The sequence below is a fragment of the Bradyrhizobium commune genome (assembly GCF_015624505.1).
Classification (GTDB): Bacteria; Pseudomonadota; Alphaproteobacteria; order Rhizobiales; family Xanthobacteraceae; genus Bradyrhizobium; species Bradyrhizobium commune.
In genome coordinates this window covers 2,098,068-2,119,457 of record NZ_CP061379.1, presented here as the reverse complement: position 1 = coordinate 2,119,457, position 21,390 = coordinate 2,098,068, and the positions used below count along the sequence as shown (strand labels likewise).

Below are 21,390 nucleotides of genomic sequence, written 5' to 3'. Positions count from 1 at the left end.
CGCAGACTTGAAGGGATCGGCACGCGGCGACCGGCATGCGGACTACATACAACCGACGACGCCCGGCGCTTCCCTCTCGCTGACAGAGATCGTACACTTTCACCATTGTTTGCATCCCCCGAATGGGGGGAGGACCGACGTGGTTAGGGGGAGCCCTTGATCCAGCCGCACTCCAGCCATCCGGCACATGGAACGGGTGCCCTGCCCGGCGGAGGACGGCTACCATTCCTCGCGACCAAGATCTTGCCGGCCCGATTCGGGGGACTGGTCGCGCGTCCCCGGCTCCTCGCCATCTTGTCCGAGTTCCGCGCCAAGCGACTTGGCGTCATCAAGGCGCCGGCGGGTTTCGGCAAGAGCTCACTGGCGGCCACTTGGGCCGAGATGCTCGAGCAAGACGGCAATGCCGTTGGGTGGCTGACAATCGATTCGGACGACGACGAGGCCACGCGGTTCCTATTTTATGTCTCCCAGGCCCTGCACCAGGCCTGTCCGGAGGTCGGCGCCGGCGCGATCGGGCTGATCCTCGAGAACAATTTGATCGACCCGACGGCGGTCCTGTCGAGCCTGATCAACGATCTGGCGGAGATCGAGGATGATGTTTACCTGTTTCTCGAGGACTATCACTGGGTCAGTGCGCCTCGCATCCATCAAACTGTCGCGTATTTTCTGAAGCACGCCCCGTCGCACTGTCATGTGGTGCTGACGACGCGTACCGAACCGCCCCTGCCGCTCGCGACCTTGCGCGCCCAGAACCAGTTGATCGAGATTGACGCCGAAGCCCTGCGGTTCGACATGCAGGAGACACAGGCGTTTCTGGACGGCACCAAACCCGGAATACTGGAACTCCCCGACGTTCAACTCTTGCAGCGCAAGACCGAGGGGTGGCCCGCCGCGCTGCGCATTATCTCATCCATGCCTTCGCAGGCCGGATCCGACTTGAAGGAGTATGTCCACAATCTTTCGGGTTCGCAGCGTCCAATCGCCGCCTACCTGACGGAGATGCTGGATGGGCTTCCGGTCGAACTGGTCGACTTCATGCTGCGCACGGCAGTTCTCGATCGGCTCTCCGGTCCCCTCTGCGAGGCCGTGACAGGTTTGAGCGCGAGCCGCACCATTCTGGCATCACTTGCCCAGCGCCAGATGCTGCTCACGCCGCTCGACAATGACGGGGTCTGGTTTCGCTATCACACGCTGCTTGCCGAATATCTGAGACAGCGGCTTGAGGCGGATCGCGGCATTGAGGTTCCTGAATTGCACGGGCGCGCGGCGCTTTGGTACGCCTCCCACGAATTGTGGACCGAGGCGGTCCAGCACGCGATTGCAGCCGGCGCCTCCGATCGTGCGATCGGCTGGATCAAAAATTGCGCGATGACGTTGATAAAGAGAGGCGATCTCTTCACCTTGCTCGAATGGCAGCGCCAGTTTCCCGACGAGCTCATGCGAGGTCAGTGCGAGGTCCGATTGGCGATCGCCTGGGGATTGGCGCTCGCGCTTCGTTGTGACGAGGCCCTGAAGCTCGCAGCCGACATAGAGGGCGATATCGCCAGAACATCTCTGCCGGACGGCAACCTGCTGTGCGAATGCCAGGCGATTCGCGCCGTTGCCATCGCGCTGAAGGATGACGGCGAAAGTGCGCTGCCTCTGGCGCAGGATTGCGTGAACCGTTCATCCGATCCCTGGACCGCGAACGTCGCCTCGAACGTCATTCGCTTCAGCCATATGAAGGCGGGCAACCTCAAGCAATTCCATGCGACGCCATGGATTCCGTATTCGGTCGAGGAGGATCGCAGGAACGTATTTGCCTCCGTGTATCGACACTGCCTGAACGGGCTTGCAGAAGAGCGGCAGATACGTCTCGCGGCGGCAGACGAGCACTACCGCGAGGGCTTGCGGATCGCCGAGCAGGATGTCGGCCCGAATTCGATCGCCGCGGCCTTGCCGGCAAGTCTGATCGCACGAGTTAAATACGAGCAAGGCCAGCTCGATGAGGCAGAAGCCTGGGTCATCGATCGCGTCCCGCTGATCAACTCGGGGACAATGCTCGACTGCGTGTGGGGCACCTATTTTGTGATCTCCAGGGTCGCCGCGGCGCGAATGAACTTCGAGCGGGCCCGTACGCTCCTCGAGCGCGCAGAAAATCTGGGCGTCGCGCGAGACTGGGGCAGGCTCTCGGCCGGCGTGATCGCGGAGCAGGCGCGGCTCTACCTTAACGATGGCCGGCTGGATGAAGCCGCCGCATGCGTCGATCGCCTGGACCGCCTTGCGCGGAAAAACCCCGCGCCGAGACCTGGCGCCTGGTCGGAGATTGGGTGGTACCACAAATTGGCCCGCGCTCATTTGCTGGGCCAGCAGGCTCGTCCCGACGAGGCCATTTCAATCCTGCAACAATTGCAGCACGAAGCTGAAGCGTTGCAGCACCGTCAGTTCCTGATCTGCATTGCGATCCGCCAGTCGGCAATTCAGCTCAGCGCCGGCAAGGCCGCGGAGGCGGTGAGCCGCTTTCACCGCGTGCTTGCCGCGTGTGCGGCGGCCGGTCTTTATCAGAGCGTCCTGGACGAGGGGCCTGTCATTTCCGAGCTTCTCCGAGCGACCCGGGAGGGACGAAACGTCAAACCGGATCTGATCCCCTACGTCGATCGCCTCGCGGCGGGTTTGCAGCGCGCACGACAAGATCGTTCGGCACCGAGTTCAAGCGCGCGGGTGCTCAGCTCATTGAGCCGGCGCGAGACCGACATTCTCACGCGGATCGCGGATGGATTGTCCAACAAGGAAATCGCCCGAAGCCTTGAGATAGGTCCTGAGACCGTGAAGTCGCACCTCAAGAGCGTTTTCACCAAGCTGGGCGTGGAGAAGCGCGCACAGGCCGTATCACGCGCACAGACCCTGGGCATCGTCACCACGCAGTGAAGCTTCGCGCCCTTCATCCGGCTTGCCGCGCACGAACACTCGTCTGCTCGAGGATTTGGCTCGCCAGCACGAGATCCGGCGTTTCGAAGCCCTCGGTAAATCGGCCGTAGATGGCTCCGATGAGCTCATGGGCCCCTCGGATTTGACCCCGATCAATCCAAATCCGCGCAAGCGCCAATCCTGCCCGCAGTTCGAACGAAAGCGCCGACTGTTGCGCTGCCAGGGTCATTGCCGCCTCGAAACACTCCACAGCCAGATCACGCTGTTGGGATTCACCGCACATAAGGGCCACGCCTTTCGCCAAAAAGAGGGCCGGAAGATGAAGAGGCCTCCTCGATCCAAGCTGCGTGGCGATCGAACCGTCGATGAGAGCCAGCGCTTCCGCGCGCTGGTTTTGCTTTGCCAGACTGACCGCCAATTCGGAGACAAAATCCGTTACGAGCATTTCGTATCGCAGTATCCGCAGCTTTTTCAAGCTGTCCCGCAGATGACACATGCCATCCTCTGTCTGGCCGACGCGAACCAGATAACGCCCCCGAAGTCCCACGGCGACCGCGCGAAATGGCTCCAACGAATACTTCTCGGCGGTGAGCTCGAGCGCAGAAAGGTTCCGTTCGGCCTGTCCCAAGTCGTCGATCCAGAAATAGAGAGGCATCGTCAGGATCAGGGCCCGACACAGGGCTATCGGATGATCCGATTTCTCAGCCTCCGCGATGGTTCGTCCGGAATAACCGACCGCCTTATCAAGATTGCCAGCAAACCAGTGCGATCGGGTAAGGTTGAACAGCGATGTGGTGCGCAGATCAAACAGATATTGAGTTGCGTTGAACCGTCGGGAAGCCGGCGCCCCGTGCAGGGCCCGTTCGAGGTATTTTGGCGCGCGGAGGTGGTCCGCAAGCATATAGTACGCTGCTCCCAGCATCGAATCCGCTAGCGCTGCATCCTCCGGATTTCCGGTCTTGTTCGCGACGGACTCTGCGCGCAGCGCAACTTCAAGACTGGCCGCCGCGTCGATCGTGCGGTGAAGATACATCGACAGCCCGCTGAGAAGACGCAGCTGCTGGTAGGCATCCTCGCACCGCTCGGCGAGAGTCAACGCCGTATTGAAGGCATCGCGAACCCTTTCACTGTTGCCGGCAGTGAACATCAGCGACAAGGCGAGCGAAGCGTGGATTTCCATCTGGTCCCGCGGGTCATCCTCCGCAGCGATCCGATCGATCGCCTTCTCCATCCAATCCCGGCACTCCATGAAAAGCGATTTGGCCAGGAGCAATTGCGGGGCGGCGGCCGCCATTTGTGTGGCCGCGCGGTCGTTTCCATCGGGACCGAAGCTCCATTCGAGTGCGGCACGGATATCACCGAGATTGTGCTGCGTCGCATCCGCCAAAGTTCGTCCGGGCTCCAGATCGAAGAGATTCTCGCGGTTGTCGTGCAACGATCGACTCAAATGGCTCGCGTGGCGCGCCGCCATGGACTGATGTTCGCCGCTTGCCGCCAGTTTCTCCAAGGCATAGGAGCGCGTGGTGTCGAGCAATCGGTAAAGCATCCGCCGGTAGCTGGGCCACGCCACAATGAGCGATTTGTTGACGAGGTTTTCGACCGCGCCCTCGATCTCGGACCGGTCAATTCCGTCCTGCTCTGCAACCGCACACGCCGCTTCCAGTGAAAAGTGCCCGACGAAGATCGCGACACGTCGCAGTACAACGCACTCGACCTCGGACAGGTGATCGTGGCTCCAGTCCAGCGTCGCCTTGAGGGTCTGATGCCGCGGATTCGCCGTCCGGCGGCCGAATTTGAGAAGATCGAGGTGCGAACCCAATCTTGCCACAGTGTTCCTGACGCCGAAGACAGCGGCTCTTCCAGCGGCGAGTTCGATGGCGAGCGCAATGCCGTCAAGCTTGCGGCAGATCTCGGCAACCATGGGGGCTTCGTCGTCACTCAGCGAAAAATTGCCGCGGCGAGCACTGACCCGTTCGGCAAACAACCGTACTGCCGGATAAGCCAACACCTCCGACGCGGTCAACCGCGGCTGCTCCGGCGGGCAGTCCAGTGGACAAAGACGAAGCACGTGTTCGCCAGCAACACGCAAGATCTCCCTGCTGGTCGCGAGGATGTAGATGTCGGGGGCGTTCCGGAAAATATGGTCGGCGATCTCCGCGGCGCTCTCGATGAGATGCTCGCAACTGTCGAGAATGACAAGCGCCCTGCGTGTGCGCAGGAAATTGAGCAACGCCTCCCTCGGATCGACCAGGTGCGGGGCGAGCCCGAGCGCGGCAGCGACAGCGCCGATGACTTGCTCATTATCGGTCGCCGTTGAAAGGTCGACAAAGAATACCGCCCCGGAGAAGTCGGCCAGCGCCCCGTGCCCGACTGACAGGGCAACCGTCGTCTTGCCCATGCCCCCGGCACCCAGAATTGTAATCAGACGCTGTTCCGTCTGGAGCAGATGCTGAATTTCAAGGACGACCTTGCTACGACCAACCATGCGACCCAGGGCCGGCGGCAGGTTTGACAATCCCGAAGATGCGCTACCGCTGTCGCGAACTGCGGACAATCGCGTAACCGGCGCGATGAAGCTATAGCCGCGGCCCTGGATATTCGCGATGTACTTGTTGCCGAACTGGCCGTCGCCCAGTGCCTTGCGCAGCGCCGACAGATGGACGCGAAGACTGCCCTCCTCGACCGTCACATCAGGCCAAGCCTTCGCGATCAGTTCGGACTTCGGGACGACCTCACCGGCGTTTTCGAGCAGCGCGATCAGGATGTCGTAGACCCTGCCACCCAGTGGAATGACCTGGCTCGCCTTGCTGAGAGAGCGCTCGGCGACACTCAGCTCGAATGGGCCAAACCGAAGCCGGATTGCACTCGATGAGCCAATTGGTGGGACCGACATCAATCATTCCGCCAAGACCGCCGACGATCTGGTTACCGCATCGTTCGCCGTCAGTCTTGCGCAAACGCACGCCAACCGATCAAGTGTTAGCCGAAACCTCCTTTGGCAACAAGCCTCACTGCATTGAATTGGCTGCGTCTTCACGCCGGTATGAACCGCTCAGCACCTGCCTGGCCAGCCGGAGGTCGAAGGTCTCGAAATCCTCCCGAAACTTCGCGTGAGTGGCCTGCAAGGTCCGCCACGCGGCCTCCTTTCGCCCGGCCGACGTCTCGGCAATGGCGAGGCTGGTCGCGGCCCTGAGCGCCCATGACAGGCTGGCCTGCCTGTTTGCAAGCTCGAGCGCGCGCTGAAAGTATTGCCTGCCAGCTGCCAATCCTTCGCCGTTGCTCAGCGCCAGTTCACCCCTGATGCGGTGCAGTTCCGGGCCATACCATCGGCTTTCGTCGAGATCGATCTTCGCACGCTCGAAGACATCAAGCCCTTCCCTCGGCCGGCTCGCGAGGGCCGTGCACATCGCAAACTCTGCCTGCAAGATCCAGTTGAAAATTCCGTAGCGCGCCGCGGAAAGCTTCTCGAGACCCGAGTAGAGCATCGCGGACGCCGCGCTGATTTGCCCTCCTCGCCTGACTTCGTAGAGAGCCTGCATGCCGAGACCAAAGCCCTGGTAGTTGTGGAGAGCGGATTTCCCGGCATGAGTGACGAGTTCGTCGACGAACGCCTGGGCTTCGCCGTCATCCGGATTTGTGAAATATGCGATGAAGCCTGCAAAGGTCAGCGCGCCACAAAGGTTCACGGTCCGATTGGATTGGCGCGCCTCGGCGACGGCCATTTGATTGAACCTGCGGGCTTGATCCGGAGAGCCGCGCAACCACGCCAGGGTCGCAAGACCGGCCAAATTGTCGACCTTGCGATCATAGCCAAACCGCTTGATCAGCAATTGTCGCGCAGCCTCGTCATCACGATGCAGCGACAGTTCCAGCAGGCCTTGAGCTTCCGTAATGCGGCCGACATGGTAATACGCGATGCCCCGCATGTAGTTGGCCGTTGCGACGGCGCCGATCCGGCCCGTTCCTTCCGAAACCATGCCGCCGCGGTCCGCCAGCTCGATGGCTTGCGCATAGTTCGGAACGCGCAACTCGTGTGCCCACAGCACAAGCACGGCGTCCATCTGATAGTCGATGTCGTTGAGGCCCTCGGCGAGAAGCAGCGCCTTGGCCCACGTCGCGTATGATTTTTCCGTCATGCCCCCAGTGAACATCACGCAACTCGCGAGGGCCGACTGAAGGACCATCTCCTGCCGTGTGCCCGAATTCTTCTCGTCGAGATGGCTTATGGCCTTTCTCATCCATTCCACGCATTCGGTGAGAAGCGCCATGCCCATCCAGGCGCTTGCCGAAGCCGCAGCGAGTTCAACGCCGGTTTTCGCATCGCCCGTCGCAGAAAACGCCCAGTTCAGGGCGGCTCTGAGGTTATCGACCTCAATCGCGAGCGCCTTAGGCCAGCCCGATATGTCCATTGCAGCGCCCTGCCTGAACAGGTCGGTGAAATAGAGGGCGTGACGGCGGCGAAAGAGGTCCTGCTCGCCGCTCCTGGCCAATCGCTGCAGGGCAAAGGCGCGGGTGGGGTCAAGCAAGCGCAGCCGGCCGTCCTGTCCTTGAGCGGCAATCATCGATTTCGAGCGAAGCTCCCAAACGCAATCCGATACGTTTGCTTCATCCACCGTCTCATCGGCGACAACAGCGACCGCCGCTTCGAACGAAAATCCGCCGGCAAATACGCTGAGCCGATTCAATATGCGCTTCTCTGCCTCGCCGAGCAGGTCGTAGCTCCACTCCAACGTGGCGTTCAACGTCTGGTGCCTCGACGGTGCGGTCCTGCGCCCCACCCATGACAGGTTCAGTCGCTCGTCGAGCAGGCTTGCGGTCTTGCCAAGGCCGAATATGTCGACCCTGCAGGCTGCGAGTTCGACTGCCAAGGGAATGCCGTCAAGCCGTCGGCAGATTTCCGCAGCGATCGGCGCATCCGCATCCGTCAGTTCGAAGTCACTTCGCACGGCTCGCACGCGGTCGACCAGCAATTGAACAGAGGGGTATTGCAGCGCATCCCGCGCTGACAGATTGTCGTCTTCCGGAGGGCATTCGAGCCCGTCGAGTTCGTAGACATGCTCACCCTCGACGCGCATGGCCTCCCGGCTGGTCGCGAGTAAATGCAATGTCGGGACACGGCGCATCAGCTCCTCTGCGACGGCCGACGCTCCATCGATCAGATGCTCGCAACAGTCGAGCACGATCAGCGCTGGCCTTCCCTGCAAGCGATCGATCAAGGCGGGTACGACATTGTTTGTTTGCACCGACATGCCAAGTGATGCGGCGATGGCAGGCGCGACGAGCGAGGCGTCGCCGAGCGCACTCAGGTCGATGAAGAGAACCTGGCTGTCGAAGGCTGTGCCCATCTCATGGGCAACTGCGACCGCCACCGTGGTCTTGCCGACGCCGCCAGGCCCGACGACCGTGACAAACTTCTGCCCGGCCAGCTTCGCCTGGATCTCGGCCACGGCTTGTTCACGTCCAAGCATCCGCATCAGGCGCGCAGGCACTCGGGGCCTCGGAGGCAGCTTGGGATTCTCCGACATCTGCGAGGCACGTGAGGTGACCGGTACGACGAAGCTGTACCCGCGCCCGGGTATGTTCGCGACGTATCGCCTTCCGGGGTCGCTTTGATCGAGAGCCTTCCGCAACGCTGAAATATGGACGCGCAGGCTGACTTGTTCCGCCCCTCGCTCTGGCCAAACGCGTTCGATCAGAGTCCTCCTGCCGACGACCTTGCCTGCCTGCTCCACCAGGATGATGAGGAGATCCATGGCGCGTGCGCCGAGCGGCACGACTTTCGCGTCGTTCGTCAACAGTCTGTTTGCTATCGACAGTTCGAAGGGGCCGAAGCTGAGGACTGTCCCCTGCTGACCGCTCATGAGCTATTTTCGTCCATCTCGGTTCTCGGGGTGAGCTCGCAAGGGATTCCAAGCTCGCGTCGCCAGTTGGCCGGGCTCTGACCAAAGGCGTGTCTGAACAGCCTGCAGAGATGGGCTTGATCGGAAAAGCCTACGCTCAGGGCTATTTCGCTCAACGACGCCGCACAGGTCATCATCAGGTGGCAGGCTCGCTCCAGTCGCCTTCTCACCACATAGGCGTGCGGCGACTCCCCGACAGCCAGCTTGAACTTGCGGGAGAAGTGCGCAGGGCTTCGACGTGCGACTGCACTGAGATCCCGAATGTGGATGGTGCGATGCAGATTGCTGTCGATGTAGGCTCGCACGCGCAGGATCTGCCAGGCTGCCAGGCCGCCCCTTGTGGAGCCGTGAGCGCCGGAGCATCGCTCGATCTCCGCTTGCAGGATGTGAGATGCCGTGGCCAGCGACACCTTGGCCGCATCTCGATCACGCTCAAGCTCGCGCCGCGCCGTTTCAAGCAACGTGGCCAAGCTGTTCGCAACCAGGCTGAACTGTTGATCGGATGCCGGGGGCGATTCTGGTGCAGTAGCCGGAAGTCCTGCCATATTCATTCCCTCGACGATCAGTCCGACAGCCCGGCGAGAGAGTGCAGCAAGGGGAGCCGCTTGGCTTGTTAAGTAACGTTCTGAACGGTTAAAAGTGGGCAAATGCTCCGCTGCTGGGCGAATGTTCCGACGGAAGGAAAAAACCCTTAATTTTCAAGCAGATCGTCAATGTAGATGGCGTCGAACCAGATATTCGGACGCAATTGTGACCATCAGCTTTCCTCACCGGTCGCGGGAAAGCTTCCGGCTGCTGCGGGACGCGATGCCGCGGCGCCCCGGCTGACGAAGCGAGTACAGTATGCCCCGCCATCACGCCGGGTGTCCTCACCTACGTGCCACGGTCTTCGAGGACCTTCAGATCGCTGATCGAGTAGGAAAGTGAGTAACGGAATCCCGACTCGATCCGCCTCGGCGCCAGCGCGTGGAGTTCTTCGCCATTCGTTTCCGGAAAATTGAGCTCTCCCGTCCCGATCCAGGCGCCGGCAACGGTGAGATTGTCGGTGACCGACATCGCCAGTTCATCGACCGCTGGCTTGTCCTGGCATCCGGCCGCGAGAGTCGGGAAATATCGCAACAGGACCGTGGGTCGGCTGAGCAGCGACAGCCCGTTTTCGACCGGCTTGCGCAAGGTGACGCATGACTCCGCAAGACGCTGGCCATGCGCCGAGAGGCTGGCGCCGAACCGGCTGCCGGGCGCGATCGGCGCCGCGGCGGGCCCTGAGGCCACGAAGGAGCGCGTCTGAAAGATGCTGCCCATCTTCTTTGGAAATCCCTGCGTCCAACCGCGCGCCAGCGCAGCGTCATTGTCGACATAGATGTACGGACACCACATCACCGGCACGTCGGCATACATTGCGTCGACCAGGACAAGCGCCTCGCGATATTGATAACGCGCCGGCTCGAGGTATTCGTCGTCCTGGGCGGTGAATTGCCAATCCAGGAACATCATGACCGCGTGACCATTCGACTCCGGATCGGGAGAAAGTCCGCTCGGCAAAGTAGCTGCTGTCGCGTCGGGGTCGGTCCAGAACGCGACGCCGACGGCATCCCCGGCATAGTGCCAGGGTGGCGGTGGAGTTAGAGCGGCCTGACCGAAGGGCGACTTCGGAACTGTAAAACCCTTGAGCATTTCCGTGTCCTACGTGCATCGCTTCGACACAGAGGCTACCGGAACCAACCTCGCTGGATTTGATTGAAATGCGTCGATTTGTCTATTCCTGCCGCAATCCAGAACATGCCTGTCGGCACCGGCCGATTGCTAGGCGGTCAGGTCTGCCAAAACCTCGATATCGGTGACGGAGTACGAAAACGAGAACCGGTATCCGCGCCCCACCTTGACCGGCCCGAGCATGTCCAGCTCCTCGCCATAGGCTTCCGGAAAATTGAGCTCACCCTCGCCGATCCACACGTTGGTGATCAGGACCTGGTCCGAAACGCATCGAACGAGTTCGTCCACGGCCGGCTTGTCGTGCATGCCTGCGGAGAGCCGTGGAAAATGCCGCCGTCCGACAATGCGCCGATCGAGCAGACCGACTAGATGCTCGGCTTTTTCGCGTAAGGTAACGCTGGCCTGCACCAGCAAGCGGCCGTGAGCGGACATGCAGGCCGAAAACCTGCCATCGTGGACGAGTGGCGCCGAAGCCAAGCTCGTAGCAGCAAAGGTGCGGGTGAGGTGCACAGTGCCGAATTTTCTCGGGTAGCCCTGAATCCAGCCTCTCATCAAAGCGGCGTCGTTGTCCACATAGCAGTATGGGCACCACGCTATCGGCGTCCCCTTCCACATTGCGTCGAGCAGAACGCTGAAGCCGCGACACTGATATCTGGCCGGATCCAGATGCTCATCGCTCTGCGCCGTGAACTGATAGTCCGTGAAGAGTGCAACAGAGTGGCCTCGAGATTGCTCATCAAGTGACATGCCCGTCGGAAGGATCTGGGCAGAGACATCAGGATCATTCCAGAATTCCACTGCGAGCACGTCACCTGCGAAGTGCCAGGGCGGCGACGGGACCAATGCAGCAGTCCCTCGAGGCGACCGAGGAGCCGTAAATCCCTTGAGCATGTCCTCGCCCCACCAGCAGTCCATACAAGGCGTATCATTCCAACATAGAAAGTTAACGTCGGTATCAACCTCAACGCTTGGACAAACGTCTGATGAATTGGTGGTTTGTGCGCACCCGACGCTGACACAAACCGGCCGAACCGAACAGCTCTGATTGTGCAATTCCCCGTAAGTCCCTTCCAGGAGCCGGAGGGCCGCAGCGGGATGGACGCTTAATTGGCAGCAGATATCCCCGCGATGCTGCTCAATGTTCCATCCTCATACTCATCGGCGCGCCCGACGACATCGTCATGTTCGCGTTCATGTCTGCCACGATCCACATCGTACCGGATATCACGACGAGTACGATGAGAGCGCCAAAGGCAAGCGCGAGCACATTATTGGTGCTCTCCGGTCCGCTGGTGATGTGCAGAAAAAACACCAGGTGAATGCCCATCTGAGCGATGGCAAGAACAGCGAGCCCCAGGAATACGCCGCCCGGCCAGAGCACCGTCGTGTTTGCAGTCCAGAACGACGTAGCCGTGAGAAGAACCGCCACAAACAGGCCGATCGTGTAGACGATCAACTCGGATGGAGCCGATGAGTCCATCTCGCGGCTCGGCCTGTCTCCGGGTGCGCGTTCGTGTCGAGTGTCGGTCATGGGCTCACTCCCATCAGATAGACCACCGTGAATACGCCGACCCAAACGATGTCGAGCGCGTGCCAGAACAACGAGAAGCAGAGCAGGCGATGCTGCACCCTCGCAGCAAACCCGAATACCGCCACCTGCACCATCATCACGATCAGCCAGATCAGTCCGAGCGTGACGTGCAGCCCGTGACATCCGACCAGCGTAAAGAATGCAGACAGGAAAGCGCTCCGCTGCGGAGTTGCACCGATTGCGATCATGCTTGAGAATTCGCGGATCTCGAGACTGAGAAACGTGGCTCCGAGCGCGAAAGTGATGAGGGCCCCTAAATAGGTCCTGAGGTAGCGGCGCGAATTGATGGACATGGACATCAGCCCGCAAGTGTAGCTCGAAAAGAGCAGACAGGCGGTTTCGATCGCGACCGTCGTCTGATTGAACAGCTGGGCCCCGGTTGGCCCGCCGGCCGTGGAGCGCAAGAGGACCGCGTAGCTCGCGAACAGCGCGGCAAACATGATGATGTCACTCAGCAGGAAGATCCAGAAGCCATAGGCGACGACGATCCTCTTTGGCGCAGGCCCGGCCTCACTCGCACTTGGCAGCGCCTCTTGCGGAATCTGGTCTATTGCGACGGCGATATTCATGCTGCAACCCCTGCCTGGTGGGCCCGTACGAACCGGGCGATCTCCTCGGCAGGCACCTCGATTTCGTTGTGTCGGCGGAACGAGAACGCAAGTAACGTCAGAAACGCGCCGAACGCCCCGATGCCGGCCAACCACCAGATGTGCCAGATCAGCGCAAAGCCGATCACGACGGCGAAGAACGCAGTGACAAAGCCGGTGGCGCTGTTCTTCGGCATTTCGACGGGCTCATAAGTCCGCGCCGGCGGCGGCTCGTCCTTCGTTGCTTGCGCGCGGTTTTTGCTGCTCCAGAACGCGTCCAGTCCGGCTACCTTGGGTTGGAACGCAAAGTTCCACGCCGGCGGCGGAGACGCTGTCGCCCATTCGAGCGTGCGGCCGTTCCACGGATCGCCGGTCACGTCCTGCAGGCTCTCGCGATTACGGATCGACACAACGAGTTGCACGACTTGGCAAACGACGCCGGCCAGGATGATCGCGGTGCCGAATGCCGCCGCAATCAGCCAAGGCTGCCAGGACAAATTGTCGTAATGTTGCATACGCCGGGTCATGCCCATCAAGCCCAGCACATAGAGCGGCATGAAGGCGACATAGAAGCCGACGAACCAGCACCAGAATGACGCTTTGCCCCAGCGTTCGTCGAGCTTGAACCCGAACGCCTTGGGAAACCAATAATTGTACCCCGCCATCACGCCGAACACGACGCCGCCGATGGCGACATTATGGAAGTGCGCAACCAGGAACACGCTGTTGTGCAGCTGGAAGTCGGCCGGGGGCACCGCCATGAGCACGCCGGTCATGCCCCCAATGACGAAGGTCACCATGAAGCCAATCGACCACAGCACCGGCACCGAGAACCGAACTCGTCCGCCATACATTGTGAACAGCCAGTTGAAGACCTTCGCGCCCGTCGGAAGAGCGATAATCATGCTCATGACGCCGAAGAAGCCGTTGACGTTTGCGCCGGCACCCATTGTGAAGAAATGGTGCAGCCAGACCAGGAAGGAGAGGATACAGATGGCCATCGTTGCGGCGACCATCGAGCGATAGCCGAACAACGGCTTGCCGGAAAAGGTCGCCATCACTTCCGAGAATACGCCGAATGCCGGCAAGATCAGGATGTAGACCTCGGGGTGCCCCCACACCCAGAACAAGTTGGAATACAGCATCTGATTGCCCTGGCCTTCGAGTGTGAAGAAGTGAAAGCCGAGATAGCGATCGAGCGCCAGCATCGCGAGCGTCGCGGTCAGGACCGGAAAAGCCGCGACAATGAGCAAATTGGCGGCAAGCGCTGTCCAGCAGAAGACCGGCATGCGCATATAGCTCATTCCCGGTGCCCGCAGTTTGAGGATGGTTGTGACGAAGTTTATTCCCGCCAGCAGGGTACCGAGACCGGAGATTTGCAGCGACCAAAGATAATAGTCGACACCGACGCCGGGCGAGTATTGCAATTCGCTAAGCGGCGGATAACCCCACCAGCCGGCTCTTGAGAACTCGCCGACCGCCAGCGAAATGTTGACCAACAACGCGCCCGAGGCGGTCAGCCAGAAGCTGACGGAATTGAGCGTAGGGAATGCGACATCGCGAACACCAAGTTGCAGCGGCACTGCGAAGTTCATGAGCCCCACCACGAACGGCATTGCCATGAACAAAATCATGATCGTGCCGTGCGCCGAGAAAATCTGGTTGAAATGCTCGGGCGGCAGATAACCTTGCGCACCGCCGGCTGCGAGCGCCTGCTGCGCGCGGATCATGATCGCGTCGCTGAAGCCGCGCAGCATCATGACGAGCGCCAGTATGCAATACATGGCGCCTATGCGCTTGTGGTCGACCGAGGTGAGCCACTCGCGCCACAGATAGAGCCAGGCCCCCTTCGCCGTGAGGAACCCGAGAACGACCAGCACGATCACGACCATGAAGACCGTTGCGCCCATGATGATCGGCTCATGAAGTGGAATCGCATTCCAATCCAGCTTCCCAAGGAGATTCATCGCTCGGCCCTCTGCGACGTTGAACAAGTTGATAGAGAGGAATCTTTGATGCCCGTGCCGGCGTTTACGACGCTGCTAAACAGATCGGGAGCGACGTCGCGATAGGTGAACGGTGCGACCGCCTTAGTCGGGCTGGTCAGGTCAGCATAGGCCCGCTTATCGAGTACCGAACCAACTTCGCGGGCTCGCCGGACCCATTGCGCAAATCCGTCGTCTGTCACTGCATCGACCGTGAAGCGCATGTCGGGAAAGCCATCCCCGCTGAACATGGCGGATAACCCGGCATAGGTTCCGAGATGGTCTGCCTGCAGGTGGAGACGCGTCGCCATCCCGGACATGGTGTAGATCTGGCTCCCGAGCTGAGGCACGAAGAAGCTATTCATGACGCTCGAAGAGGTCAGTTCGAAGCTGATCGGCGTGCCAACTGGTACGACCAGCTTGTTGACGCTCGCGACCCCCTGCTCTGGATAGATAAACAGCCATTTCCAGTCGAGCGAGACGACCTGAATGTTGACAGGCTTGACCGTTGAGCTAATCGGCTTGCCCGGATCAAGGTCGTGTGCGCCGATCCATGCGACGCCACCGACCAGAAGCACCGTCATTGCGGGGGCGGACCAGACCAGCAACTCAAGACGTCCGGAATAAGTGAAATCCGGCAGATAGCGCGCACGCTCATTCGATGCACGAAACCAAAATGCAAAGCCGAGTGTCGCAAGGATCACCGGGATCACAATCGCCAGCATGATACCCAGCGCGTTGAACAGAATTTGCTGCTCGGCCAGCGCGATCGGTCCTTTGGGATCGAGCACGCCTTCTGTGCAGCCACCGAGTGCCATGGCTCCAATCAGGAGGACAGTCAGTAATCCGTATCTCATGCTAGACCCTCGCCGAGGTTGATGGTGCGCCATGTGGTGCGGACGGCCTCTGGCATGAGTTCGGCATGCGCCGAGATGCCGAGGCCCGCATGCGAGGCATGCATGAGCGAGGATGAATTGCCGCCATGGTCGACCAGAAGCGCTGCAAACAGCACGAACAGGTAGCAGATGGAAAACACGAACAGCCTGTGAGCGGGGCGGCGATCAGGCCCAGTGCTTCTGTCCAGCTGGAATGCGAATGTAAGGAAGAGCGCGCCACAGATCGCAACGGCCACGCCATAGATCACACCTGCAAACCCCAGTGCCCAAGGTAATTCCGAAGCGAGCGCCAGGAGGCCACCGTAGATCAGGATCTGGCGCGTTGTCGTGGCGCGTCCCGCGACAACCGGCAACATCGGCACGCTGGCACGCGCATAGTCGTCAGCGCGATTTAGCGCCAACGCCCAGAAATGGGGTGGCGTCCAAAGAAATATGATGAGGAACATCGCAAGCGGCTGGAGTCCGACTTCCCCGGTTGCCGCAGCCCATCCGATCACCGGCGGCAGCGCACCGGCGGCGCCGCCGATGACGATGTTATGCCGCGTGGACCGTTTCAGCCACGCGGTGTACACGAGAACATAAAAGAGGATCGCTCCGGCCAACAATGCGGCTGCCATGAGATTCGTCACCGAGGCGAGCATCACCACGGCAAAACCGCCAAGAACGACCCCAAAGACAAGCGCCTCGAACCGGGAGACCTTGCCGCGGGGAATTGGCCGCATGGCGGTACGGCTCATGATCGCATCGATATCGGCGTCGTACCACATGTTGAGCACACCGGCGGCTCCAGCTCCCGCTGCGATGGCAAGAGCCGCCACGACAGTCGTCAGCGGATCAAGTTGACTCGGGGCGCAGCTCAATCCGACGAGCGTCGTGAAGACCGCAAGCATCATCACGCGCGGCTTTGTGAGGGCGACGAAGTCAGACACCCTCCAATGGTCAGCAAGCAGATGGGCAGAACGAGATCGTCTTCCCTCGACCTGGCCAGCAATAGATTTGACGTTCATCTCGCTGCTCCAAGGTCATTCAGAATAAGAGCTGCCGTCTTCCGTTCGAACAGCCGCAGTGCGTGCATTCAGTTTGTCGGCCCAGGCGAGGCCGCGATTGAACATGGCTGCTCGATTGGTACCAATCCTGCTCAAAACAGCGGGCTGAGGAGTCCGGATCGAACGAGACCCACCGCGAATGCCCGATTCACAACATCCGAGCACGTTTCAACAAGCGCTCTGCACCGGTTTTTCCTAGAGCAGTGGAAGCGCTCGCCGAGCCCACGGAGAACTCTCAATGAAGACGCCTTTGCTCTGGATCATCGCAACCATCTGCCTTGTGCCCCCTGCCGCACAGGCACGATCCGCCTATGACGGCTCCTGGGATCTCGTCTTCGTGACGCAAGGAGGCGCATGCGATCCCAGCTACAACTTCACCGTCAACATCTCCGACGGAATCGTCACTCATCCCAATCTCGTGAAATTCAAGGGATACGTCACGAGATCCGGTTCGGTTCGCGCCTCCGTGACGGTTCACGATAAATTCGCGTCCGGCACAGGTAGACTTTCCGCGGCCGCGGGTCGCGGAAGGTGGACCGGCTACGCGGGAAGTTCGCGATGCTCGGGCTACTGGACCGCGCAGCGCAATTGAACGGTCGGGGACGGAAAAGATCGTGCCCCGTATGACGAGGCACGGCCGTTCAATGCACCGCAGCGCCATCCAAGAATAGTTTGCAGCTCCCCCGTATCTGTCCTGACGGGCCGATTGGCCCGCAAGCCGGCGAGCCCGCAAGAGTTGGTACACCCATGACGACAGTTCTGACCAAATCGTTCCCGCAGGAAAAGCGGCCATCGACGCGGGCGGCGCAGGGCAAAAAGCGCGTCTTGATCGTCGGCGGTGGCTTTGCTGGCATCGCGGCGGCACGGGCACTGAAGCGAGCCGACGTCGACATCACGCTGATCGATCGGCGCAATCACCACATTTTTCAGCCGCTCCTGTACCAGGTCGCCACCGCTGTTCTGGCACCATCCGAGATAGCGGCGCCTATCCGGCAACTCGAGGCGAAACAGAAAAATCTCAGCGTGTTGCTGGCCGAGGTCAAGGGCATCGATCTCGCGGCACGCACGATCGAGGCCATCTGCCCGGAGATTGGCAGTCGAAAACTCGCGTACGACTTCCTGGTGATCGCGACCGGAATGCATCCGAGCTATTTCGGCCATGACGAGTTCGCGCAGTTCGCACCGGGCCTCAAGAGCCTCAACGACGCCGAGACGATCCGGACCAAGATCCTCAGCGCTTTTGAACTGGCAGAATCGACCGATGACGAGAGGGAACGCGCGCGTCAAATGACCTTTGTCTTAGTGGGCGCCGGCCCGACCGGCGTCGAGCTTGCCGCTTCGATCGCTCAACTGGTCTCGGTGACCCTGCGCAACAATTTCCGCAAGATCGACCCGGCCAAGAGCCGAATTGTCTTGCTGGATGGCGGCACTCGCGTCCTGCCGAGCTTTGCGGAATCGCTGTCGCGAAAGGCAGCCACGCGACTGACGAAACTCGGCGTCGAGGTGGCGACGGGCGTGAAGGTCGAGAAAGTCGACGATCAGGGTGTGATCGCGGCTGGCGTCCGCATTCCCAGCGCCACGGTGCTATGGACAGCAGGCGTCAGCGCCTCCCCAATCGTGAAAATGCTTGGGACCCGGACAGACCGCGCCGGACGGGCATTCGTTGGCGCTTTCATGGACATTCCGGAAGCGCCCAACGTCTTTGTGGCAGGCGATGCTGCCACGATGACTCAGGATGGGCATCCCGTCCCCGGAGTGGCGCAGGCAGCCATTCAACAGGGACGATTTGTCGGGCAGGTCATCGCCGGCCGCGCCAGGAGCCGCAAGGATGGCCGACCGTTTCGATACCGCAACAAAGGCAACATGGCCGTGGTCGGCAAGAATTTTGCCATCCTCGAGGCCGGCCATTTGCGCAGCAGCGGCTTCGTGACCTGGTGGGTGTGGGCCGCGCTGCACGTGCTCGCGCTGCCGCAGCTCCAGAACAGGTTTCGGGTCCAGACCCAGTGGTTCTGGTCGTATCTGTCGGGACAGCGGAGCTCACGGCTGATCTCGGAAGGACCGCGGCCGCCTGCGTCTTGATCTAGATCAGGCTCGATAACCCTCACCGCCGGCTTCTGCCGGCCGGAGATAACACCTGTGGACGCCTCCATCATATCCGCGCTCGCCGCTCTGACGGGTGCAGCCGTCGGCGGCTTGACAAGTGGAATAGCGAATTGGCGGAGCCAACGAAGCCAGGTCCGCGCGCAGTGGATCCTTCACGAAGAGACCAGCCGGCAGACCTTGTACAGAGATTTCATCCAGGACGCGGCCAAATGCTATATCGATGCGCTCCAGCACGATAAGCCCGACATTGCCGGCCTGGTCAGCCTTTACGCGCAATTGAGCGCGATGCGGGCGGTGTCTTCAAAACTGGTGGTCCATCATGCCGAAGACGTCGCCCGAAGAATCCTGGACGCTTATTTGGAGCCGGACAAGAACTTCGTCCAACTGCGCGAAATGGCGATCGACGGCACGATCGATCTGCTGCGCGGCTTCAGCCACGCGTGCCGCGACGAATTCGAGCAAATGCGGCCAGTCCATTTCTAGTTCACTTTTGACGTAAGGCGTCAGGTGTCTGACCCCTGCGACCGGATCGTCATGCAGTCGCTTGAGACTTGATGTTTCGCGTGAAGTCGGGCTTGCGCTTTTCGACGAAGGCCGTGAACGCCTCTCTTGCGTCATCGGAGCGGACCTGCACGCTGAACTCTTCGTTCTCCGCCTTCATCGCGGCTTTGATCTGCTCGCGAAACGGCTGCTTCATGAGCCTTTTGCCGGCCTGCAGCGCCGCGGCAGGCTTCGCTGCCAGTTTGCGGGCCGTGTCGGTTGCTTTCGCCCGGAGATCGCTATCCGGAACGATTTCGGTGGCCAGACCTAACTCTACCGCGCGCCGGGCATCAAAGGGAGCTCCCAACAGGATCAGCTCGGCCGCACGGATATGACCGATCCGCGCCGGCACGGAGCAGCTCGAGCCGAATTCAGGCACGACAGCCAGATTGATGAAGGGCATCTGGAATTTCGTGCTCTCGCCGGCATAGATGAAGTCGCAGTGCGTCAGCATGGTGGTACCGCCCCCGATGGCGGCGCCGTGGACCGCCGCGACCAATGGCTTGTCGAAGTTGACCAACGCCGTCATGAGCCCGGCCTGTGGCGATTCACCTGGCCCTGGGGGATTCGCGAGAAAATCATCGATATCGTTGCCGGCGCAGAACGAATCTCCCGCGCCGTGCCAGAGGACGACACGTGTGCTCTCGTCCTTCGCTGCGGCGTTGAAGATGTCTGCGAGAGCAACGTACATGGCGGACGTCATCGCGTTCCGCTTTGCCGGGCGGTTCAATTGGACGCGCAGGATGCCTGCGGCATGTTCGGTAACGATCTCATCCATGGCCGAAATCCTGATCTCTTTGGTGACTTTCACTGCAAGTGCAAGCTCGAGGCGGCTAACGCCGCCCCGAGCGTCTCGTTACGCTAAGCCGCGTGTTCCTTTGGCTTGGGAATGGCACCGCTCGCATGCAGACCATCGATGTCGGCCGCGCTAAATCCCAATTGCCGGAGAACCTCGTCATTGTGTTCTCCGATCTTCGGGGCGCGCTTGGCGGAGACCTTGGCGACGCCATGGACCTGAAGCGGACTGGAGATCGTGGACGTCAGCTTGCCGCCGGCACCCTCGAGCGGAACGATGATGTCATTCGCCCGGAGTTGAGGATCGTTGATCACCTCTTGCGGCCCACGCACCGCTCCGAACGTCACGTGAACGCCGTTGAACACCTCGTACCAATGTGTCATCGGCTCGGCACAGAAGGTCTGGTCGAGAATTGCCGTGAGCTCCGTCATGTTCGCCATCAGCTTGGCCGGGTCGGAGAATCGCGGATCGGTCAGGAGATCGGGTCGGCCGATCGCCTTCGCCACGGCCTCCACCTTGTCAGGCGTGATGAGGAGCACGAACCAGGTATCATCCTTGGCGCGATAGACGTTCATGGCTGCATTTGCGGGATGCATGCGATCATGCAACCCGAAGAATTTCGCATCGCACAGCGCGGCCTGAATCGAGACGCTGGCGGACCACACGCCCTCGGCGAGCAGCGAGGTCGTGACATGCGCCCCCTCGCCGGTTCGCTCGCGACGATATAGTGCCGTGACGATCGCCGAATAGAGCCCGACGGCGGTCGCATTGTCGCCGCTGCCGGCCACCGGCCAGGTCGGCGGCGCGCCGGCATCGCGGGTCATCGACAGCAATCCGCTACGGGCCCAGTACGACGTGATGTCGAAGCCCGGAAGATTTGCATCCGGTCCCTTGTCGCCGAAACCCGTGAGGTCGGCGTAGATCAGCCGCGGATTCCACCCCACCACATCTTCATACTCGAGCTTCAGTTTCTTGCGCGCCGGATGCGGCGTGTTGACGATGAGAACGTCGGCCCATTTGACGAGCTTCTCCAGAACTTGATGGGCGCTCGGAGATTTCAGATCGAGCGCCATGCCGCGTTTGTTGCGATTGGCCAGATGCCAGGGATAGGCTTCGTCGGCGACCGGCTGCGGCGGGAGATGGTTCGCGTGTCGCCAAAGTTCGCCGCTCGGCGGCTCGACCTTGATCACGTCGGCGCCGAAATCGGACAAGATCACGGCCGCGCTGGGGCCCGCGATGAAGCTCGCGAGGTCTACCACCTTCAGTCCGGAGAAAATGTTATCGTTTGCCATGGGCATCCTTTCCAAATCCGCGTGGAGAGCGGCC

16 protein-coding genes are annotated in these 21,390 nt (G+C 60.9%); 4 read left to right on the top strand and 12 right to left on the bottom strand.

All coding sequences use genetic code 11. The features are described 5' to 3' along the window. Positions 1–156 precede the first annotated feature (156 nt). Positions 157–2,907: a winged helix-turn-helix domain-containing protein gene (locus IC761_RS09975; protein ID WP_195803075.1), complete on the top strand. Its 2,751-nt coding sequence runs from the start codon at positions 157–159 to the stop codon at positions 2,905–2,907. Between the two features lie 13 nt (positions 2,908–2,920). Here IC761_RS09975 and IC761_RS09970 read toward each other — a convergent pair whose 3' ends face one another. The 10 genes from IC761_RS09970 to IC761_RS09925 form a co-directional block, all read right to left on the bottom strand. After that, positions 2,921–5,800: an ATP-binding protein gene (locus tag IC761_RS09970; RefSeq protein WP_195803074.1), complete on the bottom strand. Its 2,880-nt coding sequence runs from the start codon at positions 5,798–5,800 to the stop codon at positions 2,921–2,923. A gap of 115 nt (positions 5,801–5,915) precedes the next feature. Next, on the bottom strand, positions 5,916–8,768 hold the full coding sequence (locus IC761_RS09965; protein ID WP_195803073.1) for an ATP-binding protein: 2,853 nt from the start codon (positions 8,766–8,768) through the stop codon (positions 5,916–5,918). Then, positions 8,765–9,352: a helix-turn-helix domain-containing protein gene (locus IC761_RS09960; RefSeq protein WP_195803072.1), complete on the bottom strand. Its 588-nt coding sequence runs from the start codon at positions 9,350–9,352 to the stop codon at positions 8,765–8,767. The genes IC761_RS09965 and IC761_RS09960 overlap by 4 nt, the downstream gene beginning before the upstream one ends. Before the next feature lie 328 nt (positions 9,353–9,680). Further along, positions 9,681–10,481: an acetoacetate decarboxylase family protein gene (locus tag IC761_RS09955; protein WP_195803071.1), complete on the bottom strand. Its 801-nt coding sequence runs from the start codon at positions 10,479–10,481 to the stop codon at positions 9,681–9,683. Positions 10,482–10,610: 129 nt separating this feature from the next. Then, positions 10,611–11,363, bottom strand: coding sequence for an acetoacetate decarboxylase family protein (locus tag IC761_RS09950; protein WP_210338527.1), 753 nt, complete (start codon positions 11,361–11,363; stop codon positions 10,611–10,613). A 292-nt stretch (positions 11,364–11,655) separates the two neighbouring features. After that, positions 11,656–12,051: a cytochrome o ubiquinol oxidase subunit IV gene (cyoD, locus tag IC761_RS09945; RefSeq protein ID WP_195803069.1), complete on the bottom strand. Its 396-nt coding sequence runs from the start codon at positions 12,049–12,051 to the stop codon at positions 11,656–11,658. Further along, the gene (gene cyoC / locus IC761_RS09940; protein WP_195803068.1) at positions 12,048–12,680 is read right to left on the bottom strand and encodes a cytochrome o ubiquinol oxidase subunit III; all 633 of its coding nucleotides are present in this window, start codon (positions 12,678–12,680) and stop codon (positions 12,048–12,050) included. The genes cyoD and cyoC overlap by 4 nt, the downstream gene beginning before the upstream one ends. Next, positions 12,677–14,608: a cytochrome o ubiquinol oxidase subunit I gene (gene cyoB / locus IC761_RS09935; protein ID WP_246791477.1), complete on the bottom strand. Its 1,932-nt coding sequence runs from the start codon at positions 14,606–14,608 to the stop codon at positions 12,677–12,679. Before cyoB ends, cyoC begins: the two co-directional genes overlap by 4 nt. Positions 14,609–14,661: 53 nt before the next feature. Further along, positions 14,662–15,501, bottom strand: a complete 840-nt coding sequence (gene cyoA, locus IC761_RS09930; protein WP_195803066.1) for a ubiquinol oxidase subunit II — start codon at positions 15,499–15,501, stop codon at positions 14,662–14,664. 35 nt (positions 15,502–15,536) lie between these two features. Next, complete coding sequence (locus IC761_RS09925) at positions 15,537–16,586, bottom strand: heme o synthase (RefSeq protein WP_195803065.1); 1,050 nt, start codon at positions 16,584–16,586, stop codon at positions 15,537–15,539. 277 nt (positions 16,587–16,863) lie between these two features. Between IC761_RS09925 and IC761_RS09920 the strand changes: the two genes are divergently transcribed. The 3 genes from IC761_RS09920 (at position 16,864) to IC761_RS09910 (ending at position 19,211) form a co-directional block, all read left to right on the top strand. Then, a complete protein-coding gene (locus IC761_RS09920) occupies positions 16,864–17,217 on the top strand; it encodes a hypothetical protein (RefSeq protein ID WP_195803064.1) in 354 nt (117 codons plus the stop codon). Between the two features lie 233 nt (positions 17,218–17,450). After that, complete coding sequence (locus IC761_RS09915; RefSeq protein ID WP_246791476.1) at positions 17,451–18,704, top strand: NAD(P)/FAD-dependent oxidoreductase; 1,254 nt, start codon at positions 17,451–17,453, stop codon at positions 18,702–18,704. Positions 18,705–18,761: 57 nt separating this feature from the next. Further along, on the top strand, positions 18,762–19,211 hold the full coding sequence (locus IC761_RS09910; protein ID WP_195803062.1) for a hypothetical protein: 450 nt from the start codon (positions 18,762–18,764) through the stop codon (positions 19,209–19,211). Positions 19,212–19,260: 49 nt separating this feature from the next. Here IC761_RS09910 and IC761_RS09905 read toward each other — a convergent pair whose 3' ends face one another. Both IC761_RS09905 and IC761_RS09900 read right to left on the bottom strand, forming a co-directional pair. Further along, on the bottom strand, positions 19,261–20,046 hold the full coding sequence (locus IC761_RS09905; protein ID WP_195803061.1) for an enoyl-CoA hydratase: 786 nt from the start codon (positions 20,044–20,046) through the stop codon (positions 19,261–19,263). 83 nt (positions 20,047–20,129) lie between these two features. Then, complete coding sequence (locus tag IC761_RS09900) at positions 20,130–21,356, bottom strand: CaiB/BaiF CoA transferase family protein (protein ID WP_195803060.1); 1,227 nt, start codon at positions 21,354–21,356, stop codon at positions 20,130–20,132. Positions 21,357–21,390: the final 34 nt, after the last annotated feature.